Raw genomic sequence first — 20,103 nt, 5'->3', positions numbered from 1 at the left:
CAGTGCATGCCCTTCATGCATGAAGGGTTCATGCGATGTCACGGTATCCCGGTCTCGTCGCGCGGTATGCCGAGCACGAAGCACGGCGCCGTCGACCGGCGCGGTCGTGCTTGTGTCAAGCATCGGCGCGGCGCCCCGACGGAATCTCGCACCCACGCGTCGAACCACCGAACGAAACCGGCGCGCGACGGTCTTTTAGATCGCGAGGCATCGAATAACGACGGATGTCTTTACGTTTCGTTACAGCAGGGGCCGTGTTCAGGCGCGCGATGTGCTCTGTTGTCATCGGAATGATGCGTGCGTGCGTTAAGGCCTAAAGGGCAAGGTCCAGATGCACGCTCGACGAACCGGATGCACGGCACGCGCGAGCGCGCCGTGTTCGGCAAGTGGGCCGATGCGTGAAGCCCGTCACCCGCTGAACATCGCGGGTAGGGCGATTCGGTCCGTGGACGTTGCCATCGCGCAACTTGAGACACACAACATGACCGTGCGTGCGTTGTCTCACTGCAATGGCCTGGATTTGCGACTATGCTGAAAACGTTTCTCCACGGCACGGTCTAAATGTAGATTCGGAAGCAGCGCAAGCGGGCGCATCCGGGTCGACCTCTTGAATTCCGATCAACCCGCTCCATTTACGAGCTAACCCGTGAATCGAGCAGCAGGAAAAGGAGCGTCGCCATGCAAATGATCTATAACAGCCCGAACTATTGTGTCGTCGAATTCCCCGCGCAGGAAGACAACATCGCGTTGACGTCGGGTGGCTACGAGATCGTCGACAAGAACCTGCAGCGCGAGCTCTACATCGACGGCTTCATGGCCGCGCGTTTTCGCGAACACGTCCAGAAACTCATCGAATCGCAGCCCTCGCTCGATGAAGTCGACGAGTTCCTCGGCCAGTTCGACAGCCTCATGCAACAACCGGTCGTGCTCCACTGATTCGCGCAATCGTTCGGTGAAGCTCGACATGCGGGCCTGATCCGCGACGCCGACGCGCCACGCCGTGGCGCGTGTCCCTCATGCTTGACGAATGGCCCCGAGCCGCGATGCGGCCGGGGCCTTCGCTTTGGTCGCCAAGACGATAGCGCGACGAGACGTGCCGTCGATCACGGCTTCGATTCGGCTTTGATTTCGGCATCGGCCACGGCTTCAATTTCGGGCTCGATCACACGCACGATGCGATGTGCACGACGACACACGACCGCGCACGCGCTCGTACGTGCGTTCGATCGGCCGGTATCCCGCATACCGGCAAACGCCGGCCACATCACGCGCGCGCCTTACGACTCCATGTGAATCGTGAGGCGACCCGGTAAAATGCCGGTCTGCCCGTTTGCGCGGCGCGCGCCGATGCGCCCTAACCCCCCGCCGCACGGGGCTTTGCACTGTTCCATTCGATGGACCCGACACGACGATCATGAGCGAAACGATCTCCCCCGACACCGCAGGTACCGTACGCCGCTTTACACGCGGCGCGCGGATGGCGACCCTGCTCGAGCAACGGATCCTGATTCTCGATGGCGCCATGGGCACGATGATCCAGCAATACAAGCTCGATGAAGCCGCCTATCGCGGCGAGCGCTTTGCGGACCTCGATCGCGACATCAAGGGCAATAACGAACTCCTTTCGCTCACGCAACCGCAGATCATTCGCGAGATCCACGAGCAATATCTCGCGGCCGGCGCCGACATCATCGAAACGAATACGTTCGGCGCCACGCGCGTCGCGCAGGCCGACTATGCGATGGAAGACCTCGCGGCCGAGATGAACCTCGTGTCGGCGAAGCTCGCGCGCGAGGCGTGCGACGCCTACTCGACGCCCGACAAGCCGCGCTTCGTCGCCGGCGCGATCGGACCGACGCCGAAGACCGCGAGCATTTCGCCCGACGTCAACGATCCGGGCGCGCGCAACACGAGCTTCGACGAGCTCCGCGACGCCTATTACGAACAGGCCAAGGCACTGCTCGACGGCGGCGTCGACGTGTTCCTCGTCGAAACGATCTTCGATACGCTCAACGCGAAGGCGGCGCTCTTCGCCCTCGACGAATTGTTCGAGGACACAGGCGAAGTGCTGCCGATCATGATCTCGGGCACCGTGACCGATGCGTCGGGCCGCATCCTCTCGGGCCAGACCGTCGAAGCGTTCTGGAACTCGCTGCGTCACGCGAAGCCGCTGACGTTCGGGCTCAACTGCGCGCTCGGCGCGGCGCTCATGCGTCCGTATATCGCCGAGCTCGCGAAGCTCTGCGACTGCTATCTGTCGTGCTATCCGAACGCGGGCCTGCCCAATCCGATGAGCGACACGGGCTTCGACGAGACGCCCGAGATGACATCGGGCTTGCTCGGCGAATTCGCGAAATCGGGTCTCGTGAACGTCGCGGGCGGCTGCTGCGGCACCACGCCCGCCCACATCGCCGAAATCGCGAAGAAGCTCGCCGAGGTCGCCCCCCGCCAATGGCCACAACAATACCGGGACGTCGCATGACCGATTCCAATCGTCCGAAGCACCCGACGCGGCTGTCGGGTCTCGAACCGTTCAACTTCGACGCCGATTCGCTGTTCATCAATGTCGGCGAACGCACGAACGTCACGGGGTCGAAGGCGTTCGCGCGCATGATCCTCAACGGCCAGTTCGACGAGGCGCTCGCGGTCGCGCGTCAACAGGTCGAGAACGGCGCGCAGATCATCGACATCAATATGGACGAGGCGATGCTCGATTCGAAAGCCGCGATGGTGCGGTTTCTGAATCTGATCGCCTCGGAGCCCGATATCGCACGCGTGCCGATCATGATCGACTCGTCGAAATGGGAGGTCATCGAAGCGGGCCTCAAGTGCGTGCAGGGCAAGGCGATCGTGAACTCGATCTCGATGAAGGAAGGGGTCGAACCGTTCAAGCATCACGCGCGGCTCATCAAGCGTTACGGCGCGGCGGCCGTCGTCATGGCGTTCGATGAAAAAGGCCAGGCCGATACGTTCGCACGCAAGACCGAGATCTGCACGCGCAGCTACCGGATCCTCGTCGACGAAGTCGGATTCCCGCCCGAAGACATCGTGTTCGATCCGAACATCTTCGCGGTCGCGACCGGTATCGAAGAGCACAACAACTACGCGGTCGACTTCATCGAGGCGACGCGCTGGATCAAGCAGAACCTGCCGTACGCGAAGGTCAGCGGCGGCGTGTCGAACGTGTCGTTCTCGTTTCGCGGCAACGATGCGGTCCGCGAGGCCATCCATACGGTGTTCCTCTACCACGCGATCAACGCGGGCATGGACATGGGCATCGTCAACGCGGGCCAGCTCGGCGTCTATGCGGACCTCGACGCGGCACTGCGCGAGCGCGTCGAGGACGTCGTGCTCAATCGCGACGTGCCGGGCGAGCTCACGCCGACCGAACGCCTGCTCGAGATCGCCGACAAGTTCAAGGGCGGCGCGGCCAAGCGCGAGGACAACCTCGAATGGCGGCAGAAGAGCGTCAACGAACGGCTCGCGCACGCGCTCGTGAGCGGCATCACGACGTTCATCGTCGAAGACACCGAAGAGGCGCGCCAGCAGTTCGCGCGTCCGATTCAAGTCATCGAAGGTCCGTTGATGGACGGCATGAACATCGTCGGCGACCTGTTCGGCGCGGGCAAGATGTTCCTGCCCCAGGTCGTCAAATCGGCGCGCGTCATGAAGCAGGCCGTCGCGCATCTGATCCCGTTCATCGAGGAAGAAAAGAAGCGGCTCGAAGCCGCGGGCGCCGACGTGCGCTCGAAAGGCAAGATCGTCATCGCGACAGTCAAGGGCGACGTGCACGACATCGGCAAGAACATCGTGTCGGTCGTGCTCCAGTGCAACAACTTCGACGTCGTCAACATGGGCGTCATGGTGCCGTGCTCGGAGATTCTCGCGACGGCCAAGGCCGAGGGCGCGCATATCGTCGGGCTGTCGGGGCTCATCACGCCGAGTCTTGAGGAGATGGCCTACGTCGCCTCCGAGATGCAGCGCGACGATCATTTCCGCGAGCAAAACATCCCGTTGCTGATCGGCGGCGCGACCACGTCGCGCGTGCACACGGCCGTCAAGATCGCACCGAACTACGACGGCCCCGTCGTCTATGTGCCCGACGCGTCGCGCTCGGTCTCGGTCGCATCGAGCCTGCTGTCCGACGAGGGCGCCGCGCGCTATGTCGAGGAACTCAACGCCGATTACGCGCGCATTCGCGAGCAGCACGCGAACCGCAAGAGCGTGCCGATGGTGACGCTCGAACAAGCGCGCGAGAACAAGCACCGGATCGACTGGACGCAGTTCACGCCGGTCAAGCCGAAGTTCATCGGCCGCCGCGTCTTCGAGAACTTCGATCTCGCCGAGCTCGCGCGCTTCATCGATTGGGCGCCGTTCTTCCAGACCTGGGATCTCGCGGGTCCGTTCCCGGCGATCCTCGACGACGCGATTGTCGGCGAATCGGCACGCCAGGTGTTCGCGGACGGCAAGAAGATGCTCGAACGGCTGATCCAGGGTCATTGGCTCAAGGCCAACGGCGTCATTGCGCTGCTGCCGGCGAATACGATCAACGACGACGACATCGAAATCTATACGGACGACTCGCGCACCAACGTCGCGCTGACGTGGCGCAATCTCCGGCAGCAGACCGAGCGTCCGGTCGTCGATGGCGTGCGCCGTCCGAATCGCTCGCTCGCCGATTTCATCGCGCCGAAGGAATCGGGCGTGGCCGACTATATCGGCGTATTCGCGGTAACGGCGGGCCTCGGCATCGAGGCGAAGGAAGCGCAGTTCCTCGCCGATCACGACGACTACAGCGCGATCATGCTCAAGGCGCTCGCCGACCGCCTCGCGGAAGCGTTCGCCGAATGCCTGCACGCACGCGTTCGGACGGACCTCTGGGGTTATGCGTCGAACGAGCGGCTCTCGAACGACGAGCTGATTGCCGAAAAATATCTGGGGGTGCGGCCCGCGCCCGGTTATCCCGCGTGCCCCGACCATACGGTCAAGAAACCGATGTTCGACGCGCTCCAATGTCACGGCATCCACATGTCCGTGACGGAGTCGCTCGCGATGCTGCCCGCCGCGAGCGTGTCGGGCTTCTATCTCGCGCACCCTGACAGCACGTACTTTTCGGTCGGCAAGATCGGACAGGACCAGCTCGAAGACTATGCGCTGCGCGCGCAGGTCTCGCTCGACGACGCGCGTCGCGCGCTATCGCCGAACCTCTGAGCGCAAGCGCGATACGGATCGGACGCGCGTCACATGCCACGCATGCGACGCGCGCCGACGCGTGCGTTCAGCCCTTGTTGCTCAGGCAGCTCGACATGAACGCCTTGCGGTCGTCGCCCGTCTTGCCCGTCGCCTGCTTGTTGCAATCCTTCATCTTCTGCTGCTGCGTCATCGGCGCGGACGCCGCGACGGGCGCGCTCGACAGACACTGACTCATGAAGGCCTTGCGGTCGTCTCCGGTCTTTCCGGTTGCCTGCTTGTTGCAGGCCGTCATCTTGTCGGTTTGCGAGCTCGCATGCGACGAGACGGAAACGCTCAGCGCAAGCGCGGCGGCAATTACGGCAATGGCGTGGCGCATCGTACCCTCCAGGTGGTAAAAGTCGTTCGCTTGAACCAGCTTAGCCTGAAATAAACGAAAGGCGCCACCGCGCGCCGCAATTCAAACGCCCCAGATGATGTCGGCGTTCTCGCGCAGCGACGCGCGCAGCATGTCCAGGAACGGAAACGCGCGTTGCGCGAGCCCGACCGGCATTTCGTGGTGCTTGCGTTCGTCGTGATGATGGAGTGCTTCGTGATGCGCTTCGGCGTCCTTGTCGACGACGATCGCGGCTTCGAGCTTTTCGATCGCGCCCGGGAGTTCGTGATGGGTGATGACGCCGCGCTCGCCGAGATGCTTGCCGATAATGCCGAGCAGATACTGGGCCAGGTTATCGAGCATGATGACTTCGGGCGCCGCGGCCGATTTGAACGTGATCAGCATGAAAACTCCTTGAATGTTGTTGTGTTGTCGCAGGTCGCCGGGCCGGCATGCCGCACGCTCGCGCGCGCCTTGCTTATCAGATTCCATCATAGCACCTGATAAACTCGCGTTTTCCGACGCCCGGCGTGCCGATGCGCCGTTCGGAGCGCCGCCCCCGCGGCCTTGCCGATCGTGCCGCTGCCCAGCCCGCACGGGCGCTGTCCAAGCTGCTTTGCCGAGCCTTTATGCTGCCCCAACACCGTCAAACGATCGAATCCATCCTTGCCGACGCCGCCGCGAAGCTCATCGCGGACGCCGGCCTCGAGACCCCGCCGGCGCCGCCCTCGGTCTCGCTCGACCGTCCGAAAGTCGCCGCGCACGGCGACGCCGCGAGCAACCTCGCGATGCAGCTCGCGAAGCCGCTCAAGCTGAACCCGCGCGATCTCGCGCAGAAGATCGCCGATGCGGCGCACGCCGATCCGCGCTCGGCCGGCCTCATCGACGCGATCGAGATCGCGGGCCCGGGCTTCATCAATCTGCGCGTGGCCGTCGCCGCAAAGCAAGCCGTCGTCGGCGAAGTCCTCGCGCTCGGCGCGCGCTTCGGTTTCGCGCCGGATGACGCGCCCCATGCGGGCGAGCGCGTGATGGTCGAATTCGTCTCGGCGAATCCGACGGGCCCGCTCCATCTCGGCCATGCGCGTCAAGCCGCGCTCGGCGATGCGCTCGCGAAGCTGCTCGAAACGCAGCGCTGGAATGTGCATCGCGAGTTCTACTACAACGACGCGGGCGTGCAGATCGGCAATCTCGCGGCGTCGACGCTCGCGCGCGGCCAGGGCAAGAAGCCGGGCGACACCGACTGGCCCGAGGCCGCGTACAACGGCGAATACATCGCCGATATCGCCGACGACTATCTGCATCGCGCAACGGTCACGGCGAAGGACGGCGAACCCGTCACGGCCGCCGGCGATCTCGACGACATCGACGCGATCCGCCGCTTCGCGGTCGCGTATCTGCGCCACGAGCAGGATCTCGACCTGCAGGCGTTCGGCGTCATGTTCGATTGCTACTACCTCGAGTCGTCGCTCTACAAGGAAGGCCGCGTCGAGCAGGCCGTCGCGCGGCTCGTCGAGTCGGGCAAGACCTACGAACAGGACGGCGCGCTGTGGCTGCGCACGACCGACGACGGCGACGACAAGGACCGCGTGATGCGCAAGTCCGACGGCACCTATACGTACTTCGTGCCCGATGTGGCCTATCACCTGACGAAGTGGCAGCGCGGCTTCACGAAGGTCATCAACGTCCAGGGCACGGACCATCACGGCACGATCGCGCGCGTACGCGCGGGCCTGCAGGGCCTGAACCTCGGCATTCCGAAGGGCTATCCCGACTACGTGCTCCACAAGATGGTCACGGTCATGCGCGACGGCAAGGAGGTCAAGATCTCGAAGCGCGCTGGCAGCTACGTGACCTTGCGCGACCTCATCGTCTGGTCGGGCGGCGGCGCGGACGCCGATCACGCGCACGCGAGCGATACGACGTTCGCGACGCCCGAGGTCATCCTGCGCGGCCGCGACGCCGTGCGCTTCTTCCTGATCTCGCGCAAGGCCGACACCGAGTTCGTGTTCGACGTCGATCTCGCGCTCAAGCAGAACGACGAGAACCCGGTCTACTACGTCCAGTACGCGCACGCGCGGATCAGCTCGATTCTGAACACGTGGGTCGCCGAGCACGGCGGCGCGCTCGACGCGCTGCCCAAGCTGGGCGCGCCGGATCTCGCGCCGCTCACGAGCGAACGCGCGCAGTCGCTGCTCCAGCGTCTGGCCGAGTACCCGGAGATGCTCGCGCGCGCGGCCGACGAACTCGCGCCGCACGCGGTCGCGTTCTATCTGCGCGACCTCGCGAGCGAGTTCCATTCGTTCTACGGCACGGACCGCGTGCTCGTCGACGATCCGGCGTTGCGGACCGCGCGCATCGCGCTGCTCGCCGCGACACGCCAGGTGCTCGCGAACGGGCTGGCGACGATCGGCGTCAGCGCGCCCGAAAAAATGTAACACCGCGCGTCTATAATCGATCACCGTTCCGGGAATTTCACACGCGATGGCAACACAACGTCGGACCAGTTCAAAGCAACGCGGCGCACCGGCCAAGCAAGGCGGCGGCACCTTTGTCGGGATCGTGCTCGGCCTCATCGTGGGGCTCGCCATCGCGGTCATCGTCGCGCTCTATATCACGCGCTCGCCGACGCCGTTCGTCGCGAAGCTCACGGGCGGCAACGGCGCGAGCGATGCGAGCGCCGCATCGGATGTCGATCTGAATCGCTCGCTGCAAGGCAAGTCGCCGGGTCAGGCCGTGCAGGGTGCCGCGCCGGCGCAGCAGCCGCAAGCGGGGAACGCGGGCGCGAACATCGAACCGCAGATCATCGAGGTGCCCGCTTCGGGTCCCGTCATGCAGGCGCCCGTGCCGAAGGTCGTGCCGGGCACCGACGGGCAGACCGCCGAAGCGCCCGCGCCCGCCGCGAAGCCCGCTCAGAACGCGGCGAACGTCGCGCCCGCGCAGCCGGGCCAGCCGCAGGCCGCGCAATCGGGTACACAATCGGCCGCTCAAGCCGCCGGCGCGAACGACGCGAACTCGGGCTACCTGCTGCAAGTCGGTGCGTACAAGACCGAGGGCGATGCCGAGCAGCAACGCGCGCGTCTTGCGTTCCAGGGCTTCGAGTCGAAGGTCACGCGCCGCGACGCGGCCGGCGTGACCTACTTCCGTGTCCGCGTCGGCCCGTTCACGAAGTTCAACGACATGAACGCCGCGCGTCAGAAGCTCTCGGATGCGGGCATCGACACCGTCGTGATCCGCTTCCAGAAAGATACGCAGCAATAGGCCGGCTCGACGGTGCGCCGCGCGGCTGAACTTCGGCGCGCGCGGCGCGTCTGAAGGCGGCCGCCTCTTCCCCGGACCCCCAGGACTCTCATGACCTCTCTCTTTCGTACTCTGATCGCCTCGCTCGCGCTGAGCGCCGCGTTTGTCGCGCCCTCGTTCGCGAGCGTCGACGCGCCCGCCGACGGCAAGGACTACAAGACGCTGCCGACGCAACAAAGCGTCTCCGTGCCCGCCGGCAAGATCGAAGTGACCGAATTCTTCTGGTACGGCTGCCCCCACTGCAACGAGTTCGAACCGCACCTCGAGGCATGGCTCAAGAAACAGAATCCCGACGTCGTGTTCAAGCGCGTGCCCGTCGCGTTCCAGCCGCAGTTCGTGCCGCATCAGAAGCTTTATCACGCAGTCGTCGAACTCGGCGTCGAACCGCAATTGACGCCGAAGATCTTCAACGAAATCCATGTGCAGAAGGACTATCTGCTGACGCCCGAAGCCCAGGCCGATTTCCTCGCGAAGAACGGCGTCGACAAGCAGAAGTTCCTCGCCGCCTATAACTCGTTCGCGAACGACAGCATGGTCAAGCGCGACGAGCAGATGATCGCGGACTACCAGATCGACGGCGTGCCGACGCTCGCGGTCCAGGGCAAGTACGAAACGGGCCCCGGCATCACGAACAGCCTCGACGGCACGCTCAAGGTGCTCGACTTTCTGGTCGCGCAGGTACGCGCGAAGAAGATGTAAAACGTCGTCGGCGTCGGGCATGCTCGACGCGCGTCGATCCGATCCGCGGTCTTCATTCCGGTGAACCGCGGATTTTTTTCGAATGTCGCGGCAAATCGACGCCGCGCATGACGCGCCGCACGGCGCGAGATTCACAGCGAAAAACCGGACTCGCGGCGCATGACGATGGTCTTGCCGCACGAGTCCAACAGGTCGTTTTCACGGTCGCCAAGGGGCGCATATATGAAACCGGAGTCCGCACAGAAGGTCTGGATCACGGGTGCGTCGAGCGGGCTCGGCCTCGCGCTCGCCACACGCTACGCCGAGCAAGGCGCGACGCTCGGCCTGATCGCACGACGCGGCGAACTGCTCGAGGCATTCCGCGCGCGGCATCCGGCGCTCGACATCGCGGTCTACGCGCTCGACGTGCGCGATCATGCGGCGCTCGCCGACGCGGCGCGCGACTTCATGGTGCGCTTCGGATGCCCGGACATCGTGATCGCGAACGCGGGCATCAGCGCCGGTTCCGTCACGGGACGCGGCGATCTCGACGTGTTTCGCGAGATCATGGACATCAACTATCTGTCGACGATCGCGACATTCGAGCCGTTCATCGCACCGATGACCGAGCGCCGACACGGCATGCTCGTCGGCATCACGAGCGTAGCGGGCGTACGCGGCATGCCCGGCGCGGGCGCCTATAGCGCGTCGAAAGCCGCTGCGACGCGGTATCTCGAGAGCTTGCGCGTCGAGCTTCGCGCGGCGGGCGTGGACGTCGTCACGATCGCGCCGGGCTATGTCCGCACGCCGATGACCGCGCGCAACGACTATCCGCGGCCGTTCATCATCGAGCCCGACGTGTTCGCGCGCCGAGCCGTGCGCGCGATCGCGCGCAAGTCGAGGTTCAGCGTGATTCCCTGGCCGATGGCGATCGTGTCGGTCTTGCTGCACGTGCTGCCGCGTTGGCTTTACGATCTGGCATTCGAGCGTGCGCCGCGCAAGAAACGTGCGGCCGACTGATACAGAAGGATGACGTCATGAAGGCGTTCCGTTGGAAGATCGCGCTTGCCGCATGGACGATGGCCGTCGGCCTGACGGCGATGTTCGCGCCTTCGCGCGCGCATGCGGCGGCGCTCGTCGTGTGCACCGAGGCGAGTCCCGACGGATTCGATGTCGTCGAATTCAATTCGCTCGTGACGACGAATGCGTCGGCGGACGTGATCTTCAACGGGCTCGTCGCTTTCGATGCATCGAGCGGCAAGGTCGTGCCGGCGCTCGCCGAGCGATGGGACGTCAGCGCGGACGGACTTCGCTATACGTTCCATCTGCGCGGCGGCGTGCAGTTCCAGAAGACCGCGTGGTTCACGCCGACGCGCGCATTCGATGCGGACGATGTGGTCTTCACGTTCTCGCGCATGCTCGACCCGCAGGCGCCGTGGCACAAGGTCGCGGGTCCGAGCGGCTTTCCGCATGCGCAGTCGATGCAGTTGACCAAGCTCATTCGTTCGATCGACGCGATCGACGCGCAAACCGTGCGCTTTACGCTGAGCGAGCCGAACGCGACGTTCCTGCCGGTTCTGACGATGGGATTCGCGTCGATCTATTCAGCTGAATATGCGGATCAGTTGCTCAAGGCGAACCGGACTGCCGACATGAATACGAAGCCCGTCGGCACGGGCCCGTTCATGCTGCGCAACTACACGAAGGACGCCGTCATTCGCTATGACGTCAATTCCGCGTACTGGGGCGCGAAACCACGGTTCGACAAGCTCATCTATGCGATCACGCCCGACACGGCCGTGCGTCTGCAGAAGGTCAAGACCGGCGAGTGCGCGATCGCGCTGTCACCGAAGCCGCAGGATGTGCTCGCCGCGCGCAGCGACAAGAAGTTCAAACTCAGCGAGCGGCCCGCGTTCATGACGGCCTTCGTCGCGATCAATACGCAGCACGCGCCGCTCGACAATCCGAAGGTGCGTCAGGCGATCAACCTCGCGTTCGATCGCGATACGTATGTGAAGGCGGTGTTCGACGGCACCGCGACGCCCGCGGTCGGGCCGTATCCCGAGACGGCGGCATCTGTGGTGGCTTCCGCGGCGGCATCCACTGCAGCGGCATCGTACGCCCGTGCCTCGGCCGAGGCGGCTTCGCGCGACGCGCGCGGCGCGCGGCCCTATCCGCACGACATCGCCGCCGCGAAGAAGCTGCTTGCCGAGGCGGGTTACGCAAACGGCTTCACGACGACGATCTGGACGCGCCCGACGGGCAGCGTACTGAATCCCGATCCGAAACTGTCGGCCGAATTGCTGCAGGCCGATCTCGCGAAGATCGGCATCACGGCGCAGATCAAGGTGGTCGAGTGGGGCGAGTTGATCCGCTCGGCGAAGCAGGGACAGCACGATCTGCTGTTCATGGGCTGGGCCGGCGACAACGGCGATCCGGACAACTTCCTGACGCCGCAATTCAGTTGTGCCTCGGTCCAATCGGGCATCAATTTCGCGCGCTATTGCGACCCGAAGCTCGACGCGCTGATCGGCGACGCGCGCAGAACGAACGACCCGGCCAAGCGCGCGGCCGACTACGACAAGGCCCGGCAGATGATCCACGACGCGGCGCTGTGGGTGCCGCTCGCGTATCCGACAGCGGCGGCGGTCATGCGTCCGAATGTCGAGGGGTTTGCGGCGAGTCCGTTCGGGCGCGTCGATTTTACGCAGGTGACGGTGAATTAGGGCCGCGCCATCGTTACGCCGCAAACCTCAACACCCCATCCTCACCCCGCTCGCGCCGCACCTCGCCGCGATGCCAGAGCACGTGCAGATGCGCGAGCGCCTCGCCCATCGCGAACGTGATCTGATGCGTATCGAGCGCGCGCTTGAACATCATCGGCAGAATATCGGCCGCGCTGCACGGCCGCGACGCGCATGCGTCACGCACCTCCTGAAGCCGCGCCGCGTGGTGATCGCGCAATTGCGCGAGCCGCGTATGCAGGCCGACGAACGGCTTGCCGTGCGACGGCAACACGAGCGTCTGCTCGGGCAACGCGTCATAACGGTCGAGCGACGCGAGAAACCACGCAAGCGGGTCCGCCTCGGGCTCGACATCGAACACCGACACATTCGTCGAGATCCTCGGCAACACCATATCGCCCGAAATCAGCACATCGCCGTGCGCCGATGCGAGCGCGCAGTGTTCGGACGAGTGACCGAAACCCGTGATGACGCGCCAATCGCGTGCGCCGATCCGGATCGTGTCGCCCTCGCGCATGCGTCGATACGCGTCGGGCATGCGCGGCACGAGCTTGCTGTAGTAATCCTTGCGCGCGCGGATTCTCTCGATCGCATCGGCATCCTGCATGCCGTGCAGCACGAAATGCCGCGCGGCGGCTTCACCGCCCGCGCTCGATCCCGATACGTCGCCGATGCACAGCGTGCGCGCCGTCATGTACTCGCCAAGCGACATCCAGAGCCGCACGTCCCAGCGCTTGCGATCGCCGCCCGCGCAGATCCAGTGCGCGAGCCCGACATGATCGGGATGGAAGTGCGTGACGATCACGCGCAGCACGGGCAGACCGTCGAGTTCGGCGTCGAAGATGCGTTCCCAATGGGTCTTGATCGTCGGGTCCGTGATCCCGCAATCGACGACGGTCCAACCGGGCTGGCCGTCGATCTCGTCGCGCAGCAGCCAGAGATTGATATGGTCGAGCGCGAACGGCAACGGCATCCGGACCCAGCGGATGCCGGGCGCGACCTCGACGACATGCCCCGCATCGGGCAAACGCTCGCCAAGCGGGTAGGTCAGTTGCTGTTCGAGTACGTTCATAAGCGCTTCATCGGAAAAAAGAGGCCGGATCGATGAACCCGCGCGCCGTGTGTCGCGGCGGCCCGAGGTTGACGATTACGTCAACCTCGATTGTAATCGTCCGAATCCGATGCCGTCGGCGACGCGTGAGATCGGCAGGCCCCATGGACGCGGACAACCGCCTCCCGGCCGCGCGCCGCCGGGCTTCGCGACGATTCGACGCGGCATCGTTCCCGCCTTCCCCGTACCTCGCCATGAGCACCCGCTACACGATTGCTGAACTCGCGAAGGAATTCGACATCACGCCGCGCGCCATCCGGTTCTATGAAGACCAGGGTCTGCTCGCGCCGCAGCGCGAAGGCGCGAGCGGCCAGATCCGCGTCTATTCGGGCCACGATCGGACGCGTCTGCGGCTCACGCTGCGCGGCAAGCGGCTCGGCTTCACGCTGACCGAGATCAAGCGGCTGCTCGATCTCTACGAATCGCCGACCGACACCGTACCGCAACTCAAGGCCTTTCTCGCAACGATCGCCGACCACCGGCAAGTGCTTGAACGCCAGCTCGAAGACCTGACGGCGACGCTCGAGGATCTCGCGCAATATGAAGCGCAGTGCAAAGCGTTGCTCGACGGTGCGTCGCGCGACGACGCGGCGGACGCGGCGTGAAGCGGGGCGAAAGCGATGCACACCGCTCATCCCCCAACCTTCCGTAAAATAACGCCCATCCCGCATGCGCCACGCGCATCCCCCGCGTTCAGGCTCGCACTTGCGGCCCGACGCCCCGCTTCAAGGAGCCTCATGACAGACCACGGACCGCACAACCATTCGTTCTCGCTCGACGAGCTGTTCCGCAACAACGATGAATGGGTCTCGCGCATGCTCGGCGACGATCCCGACTTCTTCTCGCGACTCAAAGACCAGCAGTCGCCCGACTTCCTCTGGATCGGCTGCTCCGATTCACGCGTACCCGCGAACCAGATCATCGGCCTGCCTCCCGGCGAAGTCTTCGTTCACCGCAATATCGCGAACGTCGTCGGCCCCTCGGATCTCAACTGCCTGTCGGTCATCCAGTTCGCGGTCGATCTGCTCAAGATCAAGCACATCATGGTCGTCGGTCACTACGGATGCTCGGGCGTCGGCGCGGCCGTGTTCGACAAGCGCGTCGGCCTTGCCGACAACTGGCTCCAGCACGTCCACGACGTCCACGACAAACATCGCGATCTGCTCGCGAACTGGCCGCTCGGCGAAGCGCGTCATCGTCGGCTCGTCGAACTCAACGCGATCGAACAAGCCGCACACGTGTGCCGCACGACCGTCGTGCGCGACGCCTGGGCGCGCGGCCAGTCGCTGACCGTTCATGCATGGGTCTACGGCGTACACGACGGCCGCCTGCGCGATCTCGGCATGACCGTCGATGCCGGCGACGCGCTCGACCCCGTCTACGAGGCATGCGTCGCCTCGCTCGCGCCGGGCGCGCAACGCCTGCGTCACGTGCCGCCCGAACGCTCGCCCGAAGTCCCCGCGGCATGAAACGAAACGGCGACGGGCCGCGTCGGCGCCTAGCCTGACGGCCTCGACGCGGGATGCCACGACGCGCAAGCCGACGCGAACCCGAGGATCGCGCGACGGCACGCGCCGGAAACCATTCTGAGGGAGACACGCATGTCGGATTCCATCGTGATCGTGGGCGCGGCGCGCACGCCGCTCGGCGGATTTCAAGGCGAACTCGCATCGCTGAGCGCGCCGCAACTCGGCGCCCACGCGATCCGCGCGGCCGTCGAACGCGCGGGCCTCGCGGCCTCGGCGATCGACGAGGTCGTCATGGGCTGCGTGCTGCCGGCCGGCCAGGGCCAGGCGCCCGCGCGACAAGCCGCGCTCGGCGCGGGACTGCCGTTGTCGACGGGCTGCACGACCGTCAACAAGATGTGCGGCTCCGGCATGCGCGCCGCGATGTTCGCGCACGACATGCTCGTCGCGGGCTCGCTCGACGTCATCGTCGCGGGCGGCATGGAGAGCATGAGCAACGCGCCCTACCTGCTTCCGAAGGCGCGCGCGGGCATGCGCATGGGACACGGCCAGGTCCTCGACCACATGTTTCTCGACGGACTCGAGGACGCCTACGACAAGGGCCGTCTGATGGGCACGTTCGCCGAAACCTGCGCCGATGAATTCGGCTTCACACGCGAGGCGCAGGACGCCTTCGCGCTCGAATCGCTCCGACGCGCGCGACACGCCAACGACAGCGGCGCGTTCGACTGGGAAATCGCACCCGTCACGCTCGCCACGCGAACCGGCGAGCACCGCATCGACAAGGACGAACAACCGTACTCGGCACGCCCCGACAAGATTCCGACGCTCAAGCCCGCGTTCCGACACGACGGCACGGTGACCGCCGCGAATGCCTCGTCGATTTCGGACGGCGCAGCCGCGCTCGTCATGATGCGCGAGACCACGGCGTCGAAGTTCGGCGCCGTGCCGCTCGCGCGCGTCGTCGCGCACAGCACGTTCGCGCATGCGCCCGATCACTTCACGACCGCGCCGATCGGCGCGCTCGCCACCCTGTTCGACAAAACCGGCTGGCGCGCCGCCGACGTCGATCTCTATGAAATCAACGAGGCCTTCGCCGTCGTCACGATGGCGGCGATGCGCGAGCACGCGCTCCCGCACGATCGCGTCAACGTACACGGCGGCGCGTGCGCGCTCGGTCATCCGATCGGCGCCTCGGGCGCGCGCATCGTCGTGACGCTGCTCGGCGCACTGCGCAGCCGCGGCGCGCGACGCGGCGTCGCGAGCCTGTGCATCGGCGGCGGCGAAGCCACCGCATTGGCCATCGAGGTCCTGTGAACACGACGCGCCCTTCGAACCTCTCAGGCGGCGGCAAGCGCGCGCCGCTCGCGCCGTGTCCGTGCGGCGGCCGCGCGCTCGACGCCAAGTCGAAACCCGCGGCAAGCTACGACACATGCTGCGCACGCTTCATCGAAGAGGGCCAGTTGCCCGCGACAGCCGAGCAACTGATGCGCTCGCGCTATACGGCATACGTGCTCGAACGCTACGACTACCTGCGCGCGACGTGGGATCCGTCGACGTGTCCCGCGGACCTCGGCGCGGAACCCGGCCCTCAGTGGCTCGGTCTCGACGTCAAACTTCACGTGCAATCCGATGCGACGCACGCGATCGTCGAGTTCGTCGCGCGATACAAGACCGGCGGCCGCGGGCATCGGCTCCATGAGATCAGCCGCTTCACGCGCGCCGACGACGGGCGCTGGCGCTACGTCGACGGCAACGTCTCCGAATCATGACGAATCCGTGCGCACGCGCTTTACGGCGGATCTCGCTGTTGCGTCGTGCGCTCGCCGCGCTCTCGTTGAGTCTGATGACCATCGCGCTTGTATCGGCGAGTCCGCTCGATGCCGCGATGAATGAATCCGTCGTGCGCATTCCCGTGCAGGATGCGCCGGACCTCCGGCTCGAGACGACGATCTTCAAACCCGACGGCCCGGGTCCTTTTCCGCTCGTCGTCTTCAATCACGGGCGCGATGCGGGCGACCCGCGCATGCAGCCGCGCAGCAGACCGCTCGCGTTCGCGCGCGAGTTCGTGCGGCGCGGCTATGTCGTCGCCGTGCCGAATCGCCGAGGCTTCGCGGGCTCGGACGGCACGTATCCCGACACGGGCTGCGATCTCGAAGCCGACGGCGTCGCGCAGGCGCGCGATATCGCCGCCACCGTCGACGCGCTCGCGCGCACCGGCTATGTCGATGCGTCCCGGGTGCTCGTCGCGGGGGTCTCGCACGGCGGCTTTGCCAGCCTCGCCTATGGCGCGTCCGACTTCGCGAGCACGGCGAGCTCGACGGGCACGGCCGCGCCTTTGCGCGTGCGCGGCATCCTGAATTTCTCGGGCGGCCTGCGCAAGGACGCCTGCGCACGATGGCGCGACACGCTCACACGCGCCTTCGCCGACTTCGGCGCGCGCACGCGCGTGCCGACACTCTGGTTCTACGGCGACAACGACCGCGTCTTCGACGCGCCGCTCGTCGCGTCGCTCGATCGCGCCTATGTCTCGGCGGGCGGCATCGCGACGCGCATCGACTACGGGCGCTACAAGGACGACGCGCACGGTCTCGTCGGCGATCGCGACGGAGTCCGGATCTGGTGGCCCGCGACGCAACGATTTCTACAGGCGGTCGGCATGCCGACCGCGATCGCGTACCGCATCGACGACCCGCGCGACGCACGGCCGCGCCCCCACGCGAGCGGCTACGCCGCGCTCGATGCCGTCGACGCCGTGCCCTATCTCGACGACACGGGCCGCATCGCTTATTTGCGCTTTCTCGCGCAACCGAACCCCCGCGTCTTTGCGATTTCGCAATCCGGACGCTGGTCATGGGCCGCCGGAGGAGACGACCCGTTCGCCGAGGCTATCGACACTTGTTCTCAACGTGCGCGAACGCCGTGCAAAGCCTACGCAATCGACGACATCGTCGTCTGGCAAGGCCGATAAAGCAATGTCGCGCAAGTGTCCGGTTTGAGGAATAATCGGGCACCTGCCGGACCGGCGAACGCATCGACTGTCGAGCGTCGCCGGGTGCCTTTGCCAAGAGGAATGCGTGCGATGACACAATCTCCCGCGACACTCCAGCGTATCGCCGTCGAACAGCGCGGCGCGATTGCGACCGTGACGCTTGCGCGACCCGAGCTGCGCAATGCGTTCGACGATCTCACGATCGTCGAGCTGACGGGCGCGTTCCGCGCGCTCTCGGACGACGCCTCCGTGCGCGCGATCGTGCTCGCGGCGCAAGGCACGGCGTTCTGCGCGGGCGCCGATCTCGGATACATGCAGCGCATGGCCCACTTTTCGGAGGCGGAGAACCGCGCCGACGCCGTCGGGCTCGCGACGATGCTCAACACGCTCTATACGTGCGCGAAGCCGGTCATCGCGCGCGTCCAGGGCGACGCCTACGCGGGCGGTCTGGGTCTCGTGGCGGCGGCCGATATCGCGATCGCAGCCGACGGCGCGCAGTTCTGCCTGTCCGAAGCGCGGCTCGGACTGCTGCCCGCGACGATCGCCCCGTATGTGATTCGCGCGATCGGCGAGCGCGCGGCGCGACGCTATGTCGTGAGCGCCGAACGGTTCGATGCGCGCGAGGCGCTGCGCCTCGGACTCGTGCACGACGTCGTGCCGCGCGACGCGCTCGACGCGTCGATCGAGCGCGTCGCGCAGGCGATCGCGGGCAACGGCCCGCAGGCGGTCATCGAATGCAAGCGCCTCGTGCGCGACATCGCGGGGCGGCCGATCGACACCGCGCTCATGCTCGACACGGCCGACCGTATCGCGCGCGTGCGCGGCTCCGAAGAGGGCCGCGCGGGTATCGCCAGTTTTCTACAAAAAGACAGCCCGCCATGGGCGGCGCGCTAACACGGGGGTAAGGCAGTTGAATCAGCGATCGAATCCATCGCCCGGCGCGGACTGGGTGACACGAAGCAAACGTGCGGTCTGGCATCCGTGCACGCAGATGAAGCATCACGAGACGTCGCCGATGATCCCGATCGCGCGCGGCCAGGGCCCGTGGCTCTACGACGTCGACGGCAAACGCTATCTCGATGCGATCAGCTCGTGGTGGGTCAATCTGTTCGGTCATGCGAACCCGACGATCAACGCCGCGCTCAAGACCCAGCTCGACACGCTCGAACACGCGATGCTCGCCGGCTGCACGCACGAAAGCGCGATCGAACTCGCCGAGCGGCTGTCGGCGTTGACGGGACACACGCTCGGGCACGCGTTTTACGGCTCCGACGGCGCGTCGGCCGTCGAGGTCGCGCTCAAGATGAGCTTCCATTTCTGGCGCAACAGCGGCCGCGCGAGCAAGCGCGAGTTCGTCTGCCTCAAGGGCAGCTATCACGGTGAAACGATCGGCGCGCTCGGCGTGACCGATGTCGCGATCTTCCGCGACGCCTACGATCCGCTGATCCAGCGCGCGCATACGGTCGCGGCGCCCGATTCGCGCGACGAGGCGTCGGTGCGCGCGAGTGTGGCCGCCCTCGCCGAACTCTTCGCGGCGCGCGGCGATTCGATCGCGGCGTTCATCGTCGAGCCGCTCGTCCAGTGCGCGGCCGGCATGGTCATGCATCCGCCCGCGTTTCTCGCGGCCGTGCGCAAGCTCTGCGACATGTACAACGTGCATCTGATCGCCGACGAGATCGCGGTCGGCTGCGGTCGCACGGGCACCTTCTTCGCGTGCGAGCAGGCCGGCATCTGGCCCGATCTGCTGTGCCTGTCGAAGGGCATCACGGGCGGCTATCTGCCGTTGTCGGTCGTGCTCTCGCGCGATGCGATCTTCGACGCGTTCTACGACGACGACACCGCGCGCGCGTTCCTGCATTCGCACTCGTACACGGGCAACCCGCTCGCCTGCCGCGCGGCGATCGCGACGCTCGATCTGTTCGAGAGCGGCGACGTGCTCAACACGAACCGCGAGAAATCCGCGCGCCTCGCGCGCGTGCTCGAACCCTTGTCGAACCACCCGGCCGCGCGGAATCTGCGCCAATGCGGGACGATCTTCGCGTTCGACGCGGCGATCACGCGTCCCGAGTCGGCGAAGACGTTCTCGCGCCGCTTCTTCGAAACGGCGCTGCGTCACGAAATGCTGCTGCGCCCGATCGGCACGACGGTCTATGTCATGCCGCCGTACATCCTCGGCGACGAGGACATCGATCTGCTCGGCTGGCGCACGCGCGCGATCTTCGAACATGTGATGGCTCTGGACCTGTAGT

Annotated in this window: 18 protein-coding genes; 15 read left to right on the top strand and 3 right to left on the bottom strand. The window is 65.8% G+C overall.

The genetic code is table 11. The annotated features are described in order from the left end of the window. The first annotated feature begins 678 nt into the window (after positions 1–678). The 3 genes from D7S86_RS02150 (at position 679) to metH (ending at position 5,211) form a co-directional block, all read left to right on the top strand. Positions 679–936, top strand: a complete 258-nt coding sequence (locus D7S86_RS02150; RefSeq protein ID WP_121082832.1) for a BTH_I0359 family protein — start codon at positions 679–681, stop codon at positions 934–936. A 478-nt stretch (positions 937–1,414) separates the two neighbouring features. After that, positions 1,415–2,482, top strand: coding sequence for a homocysteine S-methyltransferase family protein (locus D7S86_RS02145; protein WP_121082829.1), 1,068 nt, complete (start codon positions 1,415–1,417; stop codon positions 2,480–2,482). Further along, entirely contained in the window at positions 2,479–5,211 is a 2,733-nt protein-coding gene (gene metH / locus D7S86_RS02140; RefSeq protein WP_121082826.1) for a methionine synthase, read from the top strand. The genes D7S86_RS02145 and metH overlap by 4 nt, the downstream gene beginning before the upstream one ends. A gap of 67 nt (positions 5,212–5,278) precedes the next feature. Here the strand turns inward: metH and D7S86_RS02135 are convergent, their stop codons facing one another. Both D7S86_RS02135 and D7S86_RS02130 read right to left on the bottom strand, forming a co-directional pair. Further along, positions 5,279–5,569: a PsiF family protein gene (locus tag D7S86_RS02135; RefSeq protein ID WP_121082823.1), complete on the bottom strand. Its 291-nt coding sequence runs from the start codon at positions 5,567–5,569 to the stop codon at positions 5,279–5,281. 81 nt (positions 5,570–5,650) lie between these two features. Beyond that, the gene (locus D7S86_RS02130) at positions 5,651–5,971 is read right to left on the bottom strand and encodes a DUF1840 domain-containing protein (RefSeq protein ID WP_121084214.1); all 321 of its coding nucleotides are present in this window, start codon (positions 5,969–5,971) and stop codon (positions 5,651–5,653) included. Positions 5,972–6,195: 224 nt separating this feature from the next. Between D7S86_RS02130 and argS the strand changes: the two genes are divergently transcribed. The 5 genes from argS to D7S86_RS02105 all read left to right on the top strand — a co-directional run bounded on the left by argS (position 6,196) and on the right by D7S86_RS02105 (position 12,267). Then, positions 6,196–8,001 (top strand): arginine--tRNA ligase, encoded by a 1,806-nt coding sequence (gene argS, locus D7S86_RS02125; protein ID WP_121082821.1) that lies wholly within the window; start codon positions 6,196–6,198, stop codon positions 7,999–8,001. 34 nt (positions 8,002–8,035) lie between these two features. Next, a complete protein-coding gene (locus tag D7S86_RS02120) occupies positions 8,036–8,824 on the top strand; it encodes an SPOR domain-containing protein (protein WP_205962745.1) in 789 nt (262 codons plus the stop codon). A 90-nt stretch (positions 8,825–8,914) separates the two neighbouring features. Next, on the top strand, positions 8,915–9,562 hold the full coding sequence (locus D7S86_RS02115) for a thiol:disulfide interchange protein DsbA/DsbL (RefSeq protein WP_121082816.1): 648 nt from the start codon (positions 8,915–8,917) through the stop codon (positions 9,560–9,562). Positions 9,563–9,784: 222 nt separating this feature from the next. Then, positions 9,785–10,561, top strand: coding sequence for an SDR family oxidoreductase (locus tag D7S86_RS02110; RefSeq protein ID WP_121082812.1), 777 nt, complete (start codon positions 9,785–9,787; stop codon positions 10,559–10,561). Positions 10,562–10,620: 59 nt separating this feature from the next. Continuing rightward, the gene (locus tag D7S86_RS02105) at positions 10,621–12,267 is read left to right on the top strand and encodes an ABC transporter substrate-binding protein (protein ID WP_121084212.1); all 1,647 of its coding nucleotides are present in this window, start codon (positions 10,621–10,623) and stop codon (positions 12,265–12,267) included. Positions 12,268–12,280: 13 nt separating this feature from the next. On the opposite strand, the gene D7S86_RS02100 is transcribed toward D7S86_RS02105, so the two are convergent. Continuing rightward, positions 12,281–13,357: an MBL fold metallo-hydrolase gene (locus D7S86_RS02100; RefSeq protein WP_121082810.1), complete on the bottom strand. Its 1,077-nt coding sequence runs from the start codon at positions 13,355–13,357 to the stop codon at positions 12,281–12,283. A 233-nt stretch (positions 13,358–13,590) separates the two neighbouring features. Here D7S86_RS02100 and D7S86_RS02095 point away from each other — a divergent pair, with 233 nt between their 5' ends. The 7 genes from D7S86_RS02095 to bioA all read left to right on the top strand — a co-directional run bounded on the left by D7S86_RS02095 (position 13,591) and on the right by bioA (position 20,102). Further along, complete coding sequence (locus D7S86_RS02095) at positions 13,591–14,001, top strand: MerR family transcriptional regulator (RefSeq protein WP_121082807.1); 411 nt, start codon at positions 13,591–13,593, stop codon at positions 13,999–14,001. A 132-nt stretch (positions 14,002–14,133) separates the two neighbouring features. Continuing rightward, entirely contained in the window at positions 14,134–14,865 is a 732-nt protein-coding gene (gene can, locus D7S86_RS02090) for a carbonate dehydratase (protein ID WP_121082804.1), read from the top strand. A 132-nt stretch (positions 14,866–14,997) separates the two neighbouring features. Then, a complete protein-coding gene (locus D7S86_RS02085) occupies positions 14,998–16,179 on the top strand; it encodes an acetyl-CoA C-acetyltransferase (RefSeq protein ID WP_121082801.1) in 1,182 nt (393 codons plus the stop codon). Next, on the top strand, positions 16,176–16,634 hold the full coding sequence (locus D7S86_RS02080; protein ID WP_121082798.1) for a YchJ family metal-binding protein: 459 nt from the start codon (positions 16,176–16,178) through the stop codon (positions 16,632–16,634). The genes D7S86_RS02085 and D7S86_RS02080 overlap by 4 nt, the downstream gene beginning before the upstream one ends. Further along, a complete protein-coding gene (locus D7S86_RS02075) occupies positions 16,631–17,833 on the top strand; it encodes a dienelactone hydrolase family protein (RefSeq protein WP_121082796.1) in 1,203 nt (400 codons plus the stop codon). The genes D7S86_RS02080 and D7S86_RS02075 overlap by 4 nt, the downstream gene beginning before the upstream one ends. Before the next feature lie 111 nt (positions 17,834–17,944). Further along, positions 17,945–18,748 carry an enoyl-CoA hydratase/isomerase family protein gene (locus D7S86_RS02070; RefSeq protein ID WP_121084210.1) on the top strand — a complete coding sequence of 268 codons (804 nt, stop codon included), beginning with the start codon at positions 17,945–17,947 and terminating at the stop codon, positions 18,746–18,748. Between the two features lie 55 nt (positions 18,749–18,803). Continuing rightward, positions 18,804–20,102, top strand: a complete 1,299-nt coding sequence (gene bioA, locus D7S86_RS02065; RefSeq protein WP_420813186.1) for an adenosylmethionine--8-amino-7-oxononanoate transaminase — start codon at positions 18,804–18,806, stop codon at positions 20,100–20,102. Position 20,103: the final 1 nt, after the last annotated feature.

This window comes from Pararobbsia silviterrae, assembly GCF_003628125.1.
In the GTDB taxonomy this organism is placed as follows: Bacteria; Pseudomonadota; Gammaproteobacteria; order Burkholderiales; family Burkholderiaceae; genus Pararobbsia; species Pararobbsia silviterrae.
Note: the sequence above shows the minus strand (reverse complement) of the source record. Positions and strands in the feature narration are given on the sequence as shown.

What these genes read in the sequence shown, in the direction of transcription:
- D7S86_RS02150 (WP_121082832.1), top strand. Translation starts at nt 679, where the DNA reads ATGCAAATGATCTATAACAGCCCGAACTATTGTGTCGTCGAATTCCCC.
- D7S86_RS02145 (WP_121082829.1), top strand. Translation starts at nt 1,415, where the DNA reads ATGAGCGAAACGATCTCCCCCGACACCGCAGGTACCGTACGCCGCTTT.
- metH (WP_121082826.1), top strand. Translation starts at nt 2,479, where the DNA reads ATGACCGATTCCAATCGTCCGAAGCACCCGACGCGGCTGTCGGGTCTC.
- D7S86_RS02135 (WP_121082823.1), bottom strand. Translation starts at nt 5,569, where the DNA reads ATGCGCCACGCCATTGCCGTAATTGCCGCCGCGCTTGCGCTGAGCGTT.
- D7S86_RS02130 (WP_121084214.1), bottom strand. Translation starts at nt 5,971, where the DNA reads ATGCTGATCACGTTCAAATCGGCCGCGGCGCCCGAAGTCATCATGCTC.
- argS (WP_121082821.1), top strand. Translation starts at nt 6,196, where the DNA reads ATGCTGCCCCAACACCGTCAAACGATCGAATCCATCCTTGCCGACGCC.
- D7S86_RS02115 (WP_121082816.1), top strand. Translation starts at nt 8,915, where the DNA reads ATGACCTCTCTCTTTCGTACTCTGATCGCCTCGCTCGCGCTGAGCGCC.
- D7S86_RS02110 (WP_121082812.1), top strand. Translation starts at nt 9,785, where the DNA reads ATGAAACCGGAGTCCGCACAGAAGGTCTGGATCACGGGTGCGTCGAGC.
- D7S86_RS02105 (WP_121084212.1), top strand. Translation starts at nt 10,621, where the DNA reads ATGGCCGTCGGCCTGACGGCGATGTTCGCGCCTTCGCGCGCGCATGCG.
- D7S86_RS02100 (WP_121082810.1), bottom strand. Translation starts at nt 13,357, where the DNA reads ATGAACGTACTCGAACAGCAACTGACCTACCCGCTTGGCGAGCGTTTG.
- D7S86_RS02095 (WP_121082807.1), top strand. Translation starts at nt 13,591, where the DNA reads ATGAGCACCCGCTACACGATTGCTGAACTCGCGAAGGAATTCGACATC.
- can (WP_121082804.1), top strand. Translation starts at nt 14,134, where the DNA reads ATGACAGACCACGGACCGCACAACCATTCGTTCTCGCTCGACGAGCTG.
- D7S86_RS02085 (WP_121082801.1), top strand. Translation starts at nt 14,998, where the DNA reads ATGTCGGATTCCATCGTGATCGTGGGCGCGGCGCGCACGCCGCTCGGC.
- D7S86_RS02075 (WP_121082796.1), top strand. Translation starts at nt 16,631, where the DNA reads ATGACGAATCCGTGCGCACGCGCTTTACGGCGGATCTCGCTGTTGCGT.
- D7S86_RS02070 (WP_121084210.1), top strand. Translation starts at nt 17,945, where the DNA reads ATGACACAATCTCCCGCGACACTCCAGCGTATCGCCGTCGAACAGCGC.